Below are 5,594 nucleotides of genomic sequence, written 5' to 3' on the forward strand. Positions count from 1 at the left end.
GGGCCGCCGGGGTCGCGGCCTGGGCGCGCGGTGCAGGGCTCGACCCGGCCGAGGCCGTGAGCGTCGCGGTGGGTGCGGACGGCGGGCCCGAAGGGGCGGCCAGGGAAGCGCGGTACGCGGCCCTCGACGCCGCCGCCGAACGGCACGGCGCGGCCGCGGTCCTGCTGGGGCACACCAGGGACGACCAGGCCGAGACCGTCCTGCTCGCGCTCGTGCGCGGCGCCGGGCCGCGCGGGATCGCCGGGATGCGGGCCGTGCGCGGGAGGTACCGCAGGCCGCTGCTGGGGATCGCGCGGAGCGACACGCACGAGGCGTGCGCCGAACGGGGGCTCAAGCCGTGGGCCGACCCGCACAACGAGGACCCCCGGTTCCTGCGCTCGGCGCTGCGACCGGCGCTCGACTCGCTCGTGGCGGTCCTCGGGGAGGACCTCGTGGCGAACCTGGCGCGGACCGCGGCGCTCGTCGGCGAGGACACCGACCACCTGGACGCGCTCGCGCTGGCGGCCCTCGACGAGTGCCGGGCCCCCGACTGCGCGGGCCTGGACGCGAAGCGGGTCGCGGCCCTGCCGGCGCCGATCCGGACCCGGGTCCTGCGGGCCTGGATCCTCGAATCGGGGGTGAACGGGGCCGAACTCAACCACCGGCACCTCGCGGCGGTCGACGCACTGGTCGCCGCCTGGAAGGGCCAGGGCCCGGCGTTCCTGCCCGGCGGGATCGAGGTCCGGCGGGCCGACGGGCGGCTCGTAACTGAGTGAGGGCTTTCCGCTTATAGCGAAACTGAGAGAACTCCCAGTAATAGAGAAAGGCCCGCGCTTTCGCGCGGGCCGCAGATCGGATCGAGCCTACTGGTAGACCTCGGGTTTGAGGACGCCGATGAACGGGAGCTCCCGGTAGCGCTCGGCGTAGTCGAGGCCGTAGCCGACGACGAACTCGTTCGGGATGTCGAAGCCGATGTACTTCACGGGGATCTCCACCCGCTGCACGCCCGGCTTGCGGAGCATCGACACCACCGACACCGACGCCGGGCGCAGGCCCTCAAGGTACTTGAGCAGCCACGACAGGGTGAGCCCCGAGTCGATGATGTCCTCGACGACGAGGATGTGCTTGCCCTCCACGTCCGAGTCGATGTCCTTGAGGATGCGGACCGTGCCCGAGGAGGTCGTGCTACTCCCGTACGAGGACAGCGCCATGAACTCCATCTTCACCGGCACCGACAGCGCCCGCGCGAAGTCGGCCATGAACATGACCGCCCCCTTGAACACGCCCACGAGCAGCAGCTCGTCGCCGTCCTCGATGAGTCCGGCCGCGTAGTCGGCCGAGACCCGCTCGCCGAGCTCGGCGACCTTCGCTCGGATCTCCTCCTCGGTGATGATGGTGCGCTCGATCTCCTCGGCGTACCACGAATCCGGATCGAACACCGTCTGCTCCGCTGCGGGGGACGGCACTGATGCTGGGCTGGCCAACTCCGACGTCATGTAACAAGGGTGCCACCCGTTCGCCCGCGCCGCAGGCTTGGGTGGGCGAAGTCAAGCCGCCCGTGGTACTAATTACGGACTATCGGCGGGGCGGGTAAAGGGCGGTATCCGGCGCGGAGCGCCATGTATCGGGTGCGAACGCTGCGGGACGCCGAACCTTCACACCGTGTACGTTCGAGGTGTCAACGCCTTGCGGCCAAGGAAACCCAGCAAGGCGGCAGCGAGGCCGGCGCGCCGTCACGACCGCGGCCCCGCTCGAATACGCGACGAACGCAGCAGGAGGAAACGAGTGGTCGACGCCGGGAGACCCACACCTGAGCGGAAGCGGTTCTTCCGCAGGCCGCTCGTCTGGATCGTGCTCATCGCCCTCATCGCGGTCCTCATCGGCAGCTTCTGGTCCGGCGGCTCCGACTACGACGAGGCCACCACCTCCGAGGTCCTCAAGGACATCAACGACGGCAACGTCAAAGAGGCGAACCTCCTCGACAAGGAGCAGCTCGTCCAGCTGACCCTCAACGACGGGAGCCAGGTCGAGGCCTACCTCCCCGCGGGGATGATGGAGACCGTCGCCACCGAGCTCGAAACGGCCGGCGTCAAGTTCGACACCGAGGTCAACGAGACCTCCGTGTTCGTGAGCTTCCTGCTCAGCCTGCTGCCGATCGTCCTCATCGTCCTGCTGCTGCTGTTCTTCATGTCGCAGATGCAGGGCGGCGGCTCGCGCGTCCTCAACTTCGGCAAGTCGAAGGCGAAGATGGTGTCCAAGGACACCCCCAAGACCACGTTCGACGACGTGGCCGGCGCCGACGAGGCCGTCGAGGAGCTCCGCGAGATCAAGGACTTCCTCGAAGACCCCAAGAAGTACCAGGAGCTCGGCGCCAAGATCCCCAAGGGCGTCCTCCTGTTCGGCCCGCCCGGAACCGGCAAGACCCTCCTCGCGCGCGCCGTCGCCGGCGAGGCCGGGGTCCCGTTCTACTCCATCTCCGGCTCCGACTTCGTCGAGATGTTCGTCGGCGTCGGCGCCAGCCGCGTCCGCGACCTGTTCACCCAGGCCAAGGAGAACGCGCCCGCCATCGTCTTCGTCGACGAGATCGACGCCGTCGGCCGCCACCGCGGCGCCGGCATGGGCGGCGGCCACGACGAGCGCGAGCAGACCCTCAACCAGCTCCTCGTCGAGATGGACGGCTTCGACACGCGCGGCGGGGTCATCCTCATCGCCGCCACGAACCGCCCCGACATCCTCGACCCGGCCCTGCTGCGCCCCGGCCGCTTCGACCGCCAGATCCCCGTCGACGCCCCCGACAAGGAAGGGCGCCAGGCGATCCTGGCCGTCCACGCCAAGGGCAAGCCGTTCGTCCCGAACGTCGAGTTCGAGACCATCGCGCGCCGCACGCCCGGCTTCTCCGGCGCCGACCTCGAGAACGTCATCAACGAGGCCGCGCTCCTGACCGCCCGCCACAACCAGAAGGCGATCTCCGCCGACGCCCTCGAAGAGGCCATCGACCGCGTCATCGCCGGACCCGAGCGCAAGGGCCGCGTCATGGGCGACGCCGAGAAGAAGATGACCGCCTACCACGAGTCGGGCCACGCGCTGGTCGCCCACGCGCTCCCGCACGCCGCGCCCGTCCACAAGCTCACGATCCTGCCGCGCGGCCGCAGCCTCGGCCACACGCTGGTGCTGCCGACCGAGGACAAGTACACGCAGACGCGCTCGGAGATGATCGACACGCTCGCGTACGCCCTCGGCGGACGCGCCGCCGAAGAGCTCGTCTACCACGACCCGACCACGGGCGCCTCCGATGACATCTCCAAGGCCACCAAGGTCGCCCGCGCCATGGTCACCGAGTACGGCATGTCCGGCAAGCTCGGCGCCGTCAAGTACGGGACCAGCGGCTCCGAGCCGTTCCTCGGCCGCGAGTACGGCCACCAGAAGGACTACTCCGACGAGGTCGCCGCGCTCGTCGACGCCGAGATCCGGGCGCTCATCGAGACCGCCCACGACGAGGCGTACGCGATCGTCACCGAGTACCGGGACGTCCTCGACCAGATGGTCACCGAGCTCCTGGAGAAGGAGACGCTGAACACCGAGGACCTGGAGCGGATCGCCGCCCGCGTGGTCAAGCGCCCGCCCATGGCCCCGTTCAACGGCACCGACAAGCGCAAGCTCGGCAGCCCGCCCGTCTCCACCCCGAACGGGTCCCGGCCCGCCGAGGACGCCGAGGAGACGATCGAGGTCGGACCGGCTACCGAGGGCCAGAGCCCGCAGCCGTAACCCGCAACCGTAGTGAAATCTTTACCGGGCCCGCCTACCTGCGTAGGCGGGCCCAAGTGTTTCCAACCGGTGACGAAGCGCACTCGTATCGCCGGGCGGAGACCGTAAGCTTGCGCAATGGCTGAACTCGACAACCTGGCCGCCCGCCTCATCGACGGCCGCATCAACGGCAGCCCCGTCGAGGACGCGGTCGACCTCGACCGGATCGAGGCCGCCGTCCGCGAGATCCTGACCGCCATCGGCGAGGACCCCGACCGGCCCGGCCTCAAGGAGACCCCCCGGCGCGTCGCCCGCGCCTACGCCGAGCTGTTCGCCGGACTCCGCGTCGACCCCGCGCTGGTCCTCAAGACGTCCTTCGACGAGAACCACAACGAGCTCGTGCTCGTCCGCGAGATCGAAGTGCAGTCCTTCTGCGAGCACCACCTGCTGCCGTTCACCGGCGTCGCCCACGTCGGCTACATCCCCGGCGCGAGCGGGCAGATCGTCGGCCTGTCGAAACTCGCCCGGCTCGTCGAGGTCTACTCGCGGCGCCCGCAGGTGCAGGAGCGCCTCACCAGCCAGATCGCCGACCAGCTCTACACGTCCCTCGAAGCGACCGGCGTCATCGTCGTCGTCGAATGCGAGCACACCTGCATGTCCATGCGCGGCATCAGGAAGCAGGGTTCCAGCACCATCACCTCCGCCGTCCGCGGCAGCCTCCAGTCCGACGCGCGCACCCGCGCCGAGGCGATGTCGCTGCTGCGCGGCACCACCAGTTGAAACGCCGCCCCTGACGGCTCCTCTACTGAACGCGCGGTCCGCGACCGTGACGCCCGCGGGCGCTCGGGCCCCGGACACGGCGAAAGGCCGGATGCCATCGGCATCCGGCCTTCGACTTCGGGATGAAACTGAGGCCAGGGGTGTCCGGACCCAAGCACCCGGGTGTTAGATGACCTGTCCGGTCGAGGACTGGAAGGAGTCGCCCTCGGGGGTCGCCTCGGTGTAGGCGGTGTCGAGGAACGCGTCCTGGTCGGTGTCCTGCAGGACCGTGTCGGTCACGCCGTCGGCGTTGGAGTCGATCGAGATGTCGTCCACGAAGCCGTCGTAGTTGGCGTCCGTGGCGACCACGTCGGCGTAGCCGTCGGCGTTGGTGTCGGTGGCCACCGAGTCGACGTACCCGTCGTCGTTGGTGTCGACCGAGACCTGGTCGGTGTAGCCGTCGAGGTCCGTGTCGGACTCGAAGGTGTCCAGGGTGCCGTTGCCGTCGGTGTCGGAGGCGATCGACTCCAGGTAGCCGTCGTTGTCGCCGTCGATGATCAGCTCGTCGCTGGTGCCGTCGCCGGTGTAGTCGGTCGCGATGCCCTCGGCGTCGCCGTCGCCGTCCGAGTCGATGAAGGTGACGCCGTCGGCCGTGATGGTCTCGTCGGCGACGCCGTCGGCGTCGAGGTCGAAGGTCTCGCCGGTCGCGTACTCGTCGGTGTAACCGGAGTCCTCGGTGTAGGTCTCTTCCTCAGCCGTGTAGTCCTCGGTGACGTCTTCCTCGACCGGGGCGGCCTCGTCGTACTCGCTCATGTCATCCATCCTCAGGTGTGAAGTGTTCGGTGCTTGTGAGAAGAACTTTACGACTGCCGGAAGGGCCGTGAATCCCCAGAGTGTGCCAACCCCCTATGCTTTCCTCCGGTCCCCCTTGCGCGCAGTTGTCACAGAAGGTCAGGAGCGTCCATTGGGCTTGTCGGACAGCTCATTCGAGGTCCCGGATCCGCCCCCGGCCCTGGTCCCGGTGCCTGCCGGCAGGGCGTTCGACCTCCACTCCTCCCGGGTCGTCACCGGCGCGCCAGGGTGCGGCTGGCAGTTCGACCTCCGCGCCGACG

5 protein-coding genes are annotated in these 5,594 nt (G+C 69.3%); 3 read left to right on the forward strand and 2 right to left on the reverse strand.

What is annotated here, in order from left to right:
* A partial coding sequence (tilS, locus tag DI269_RS05525; protein ID WP_112134118.1) for a tRNA lysidine(34) synthetase TilS occupies positions 1 to 755 on the forward strand: 755 nt, incomplete at its 5' end.
* 87 nt (positions 756 to 842) lie between these two features.
* On the opposite strand, the gene hpt is transcribed toward tilS, so the two are convergent.
* Positions 843 to 1,475 carry a hypoxanthine phosphoribosyltransferase gene (gene hpt / locus DI269_RS05530; protein ID WP_112134119.1) on the reverse strand — a complete coding sequence of 211 codons (633 nt, stop codon included), beginning with the start codon at positions 1,473 to 1,475 and terminating at the stop codon, positions 843 to 845.
* Positions 1,476 to 1,827: 352 nt separating this feature from the next.
* Between hpt and ftsH the strand changes: the two genes are divergently transcribed.
* Complete coding sequence (ftsH, locus tag DI269_RS05535; RefSeq protein WP_408612269.1) at positions 1,828 to 3,744, forward strand: ATP-dependent zinc metalloprotease FtsH; 1,917 nt, start codon at positions 1,828 to 1,830, stop codon at positions 3,742 to 3,744.
* Between the two features lie 117 nt (positions 3,745 to 3,861).
* A complete protein-coding gene (folE, locus tag DI269_RS05540; protein ID WP_112134121.1) occupies positions 3,862 to 4,503 on the forward strand; it encodes a GTP cyclohydrolase I FolE in 642 nt (213 codons plus the stop codon).
* 165 nt (positions 4,504 to 4,668) lie between these two features.
* Here the strand turns inward: folE and DI269_RS27645 are convergent, their stop codons facing one another.
* Positions 4,669 to 5,295, reverse strand: a complete 627-nt coding sequence (locus DI269_RS27645; protein WP_198667179.1) for a hypothetical protein — start codon at positions 5,293 to 5,295, stop codon at positions 4,669 to 4,671.
* Positions 5,296 to 5,594: the final 299 nt, after the last annotated feature.

Source organism: Glycomyces dulcitolivorans, from assembly GCF_003265355.1.
Classification (GTDB): domain Bacteria; phylum Actinomycetota; class Actinomycetes; order Mycobacteriales; family Micromonosporaceae; genus Glycomyces; species Glycomyces dulcitolivorans.

Coding starts and splice junctions, on each gene's coding strand:
- hpt (WP_112134119.1), bottom strand. CDS start 1,475: ATGACGTCGGAGTTGGCCAGCCCAGCATCAGTGCCGTCCCCCGCAGCG.
- folE (WP_112134121.1), top strand. CDS start 3,862: ATGGCTGAACTCGACAACCTGGCCGCCCGCCTCATCGACGGCCGCATC.
- DI269_RS27645 (WP_198667179.1), bottom strand. CDS start 5,295: ATGAGCGAGTACGACGAGGCCGCCCCGGTCGAGGAAGACGTCACCGAG.